This is a genomic window from Rhodoblastus sp. (assembly GCF_052145335.1).
In the GTDB taxonomy this organism is placed as follows: domain Bacteria; phylum Pseudomonadota; class Alphaproteobacteria; order Rhizobiales; family Beijerinckiaceae; genus Rhodoblastus.
Genome location: NZ_JBKQOU010000149.1, coordinates 1 through 2,832 on the forward strand (window position 1 = coordinate 1; position 2,832 = coordinate 2,832).

At 62.9% G+C, this 2,832-nt stretch carries 3 protein-coding genes; all 3 read right to left on the reverse strand.

Going from position 1 to position 2,832, the window contains the following annotated elements; genetic code table 11:
• Positions 1 to 1,201 (reverse strand): MFS transporter (locus ACLP2E_RS10325; RefSeq protein ID WP_442465859.1); only part of this gene is annotated, 1,201 nt, incomplete at its 3' end.
• 98 nt (positions 1,202 to 1,299) lie between these two features.
• Positions 1,300 to 2,478, reverse strand: a complete 1,179-nt coding sequence (locus tag ACLP2E_RS10330) for a DUF3734 domain-containing protein (protein ID WP_442465860.1) — start codon at positions 2,476 to 2,478, stop codon at positions 1,300 to 1,302.
• Between the two features lie 152 nt (positions 2,479 to 2,630).
• Positions 2,631 to 2,832, reverse strand: a 202-nt coding sequence (locus ACLP2E_RS10335; protein ID WP_442465861.1) for a hypothetical protein, incomplete at its 5' end; no start/stop codon positions are given.

Consider the following 2,832-nt stretch of genomic DNA (forward strand, 5'->3'; position numbering starts at 1 on the left):
GGCGCAGCGCCGAAATCAGCGCGAAAGCCAGGACGAAAGCGACGGCGATGGCCGCGACGCTCGCGTTCCATCCCCAACGATCGAAGATCCTTCCAACGACCACGGATCCCGCCAGCCCGCCGGAAAAATAGCAGGCGAGGTATATCCCGCTGGCGACGCCGCGTTTGGCGCCGGCGGCGAAGCTCACGAATCCGGTGGCGAGGGCCTGGGCGAAGAATGTTCCGACCCCGATCAAGGTCAGACCGGCGAGCACGCTAGGCAACGCACTCGACAGGGTCAGGCCGAGACCCGCCAGCGCGACAAGAAATGCGGCGCGCATGGCTTTCGGCGCGCCAATGGCGCGCGCCGCGCGGCCAGCAAGCGGTGTGGTCACGATCGAGGGCGCGAAAACAAAATAGACGAGGCCGATATCCTTCATGTCCAACGCAATCGGCGGCCGCGCCAGGACGAAATTGATGTAGGTGTAGGTTCCGACAAAGCCGAAGAGGATGCAGAACCCGATGGCGAATGCGGCGATCAACGGCGGCGCGGTACGACTTTGCATCTCGGGCGGCGCGTGGTCTGTTGCGGCAATCGGTCCCATCGCGGAGCATCTGGCGCCTTCGACGACAAAAAAATAGGCGAGCAGGGCGCCGCAAACATTCAAGACGGCGAAGAAAATGAAATTCGTGGCGAGCCCGAACTCATCGACCACCATCGAGGCCATCAGGCGGCCGAAGAGATTGCTCGCGACATTTCCCGTGACATAGGCCGCGAAACTTCCCGCCAGCGCCACCGGGCACGAACTTTCACCGAGATAGGCGAGCGTCAGGGCGAAAGCAGAGGCCATGCACAGGCCCTGCGCCACCCGCAACAGGAAAAATGTCGTCAGGTCTGGCGCCATGCTCAACAAGGCGGTGGGAATGGCGAGCAGGATCAAGCTCGCCAATATGCCCTGCCTGCGATTGAATTTCGGTCCCCTCCAGGCAATGGCCGCGCTCGCAATCGCCATGCCGATGGTGGTGGCGTTGACGGCGGCGCCCATCTCCGCCGGCGTCACGCCATAATGGGCGGTCAGCGGAGGCAAGATGGCCTGGGTTGCGAATAGATCGACCACGGTCAGGAAGGCCATGGTTCCGATCACGGCGAAACCTTTGAAATTTCCGGCGCCAGGCGCGGAAGCAATGCGAGGCGCGGCCGCGACCGCGGACGTTTCCACCATGAGAACCTCCGTGAGGTATCAGGACACGATCAGACTTCAGATATGGGTCTTAAGACCGACGCGTTGGCGGGCGCCGGCCCGGGCGCCGCCCGCGGGGGTCAGCTTGTCCGGGTCGGCGCATCCGACATGTGTTCATGAAGAATGAAGCCTTCGAGCGGATCGTGATCGCGCTCCCAGGGCCTTTCAGCCAGAACCTGACGGGCGTCGGCAAGGCCCGCGCTCCAGCGCGTCCGAATTCCCGCGGCGCTGAAGTCTATGTCCTTGGATTGGTCTTCGCCACTGACGGGAGGCGCGAGCAGCCTCACGACATGCATGCGCGTGGTGCAGCCATAAGCCGCCATTGCCTTGACTTCAGGCGTGTTTCTGACGTCCTCTGGCAAGAGGACTGACAGGTCCCGGATGACGTGCCGAAGGCGATGGAGCTGTTTCTGGCGCAGGATTTGCGCTTCGGTGCGGCTGGCGTATTGAACATCCTTCTGCCGGCTCAACACGTCCGAGATCGAGCTGGGTTCAGGACCCCGCGGATGCCACACCTGAACCGAAATCACCAGCGAGTTGCGGCGCGGATTGTCGTCGAACACCGCCTCGATCGGCGTGTTCGACAAGATGCCGCCGTCCCAGTAGAGATCCTCGTCCACGCGCACCGCCGGGAACGCGGGGGGAAGCGCGCCGGACGCCATGATATGGGAAACTCCGATCGGGCAGGAACGGCTGTCGAAATAATGCATGTCGCCGGTCTTCACATTCGCGGCCCCGACGGTGATCCGCGGCGCGCCGCTGTTGAGCTGCGCGAGATCGATGAGGTCGCCCAAGGCGCCTTTCAGTGGGGCGGTAGAATAATAGCCGGCGTTCTCCGACCCGAGAGGAAAATAAGGGCTGATGAAGGCGCCCGCGTGGGGCGTGAAGAAGTTGGGCAAGCCGCCGAAAAGGGTCGCGAGATTTCCCAGCCAGTTCGCGGCCGGAGCCCACGCGGACAGAAACGGCGCGCATTGCATCCGTTCGACGCGCCGCCAAAAAGCCTGTAAGCGATCGATCCGGGCGTCGGGCGAGTTTCCGGCCAGCAGGGAGGCGTTGATGGCGCCGATCGAGGTGCCGATGATCCAGTCCGGCTCGATTCCCGCTTCATGCAGGGCCTGGTAGACGCCGGCCTGATAGGCCCCAAGCGCGCCGCCGCCTTGGAAGACCAGGACAACCTGGCCGCCCAGACGAGACTTCAAGGATCGATCGTTCTCTCCATCGCCCGAAGCGATACGCGTAGAATGTTTTTCAGCAGACATTGCAATCTCCAACAGCCCGATTCCTCCGCCGATCCTGTTCGCACGTCACGCGCTCGGCGCGGCCTTTTTCCTTTCGGTCATTGCAGAAGCAGAATGTCGAAGGCGGCGCGCGGTTTGAAATATCTTCTGTCTCTAAATTCGATAGTCGCCCGCTATGGTCGACCTCGAGCTTTCGGCCGACTTGCGGAACGTCCCAGCTCGCGCGATACGTCGATCCCGACTTTAGGCAGCGCATGAAGGTCGAGGATCTGTTCGAGGCGCTTCGCGCGGACGATCGTCGTCGCGCCAATCAGGCTCCGTAGGCGCTCCAGTCCACCGCGCGCGGCATCTTCAAGAGCATGCTCGCGATCGGCG

Excerpts from the sequence above, each read along its gene's own strand:
- ACLP2E_RS10330 (WP_442465860.1), bottom strand. The coding sequence starts at position 2,478 with ATGTCTGCTGAAAAACATTCTACGCGTATCGCTTCGGGCGATGGAGAG.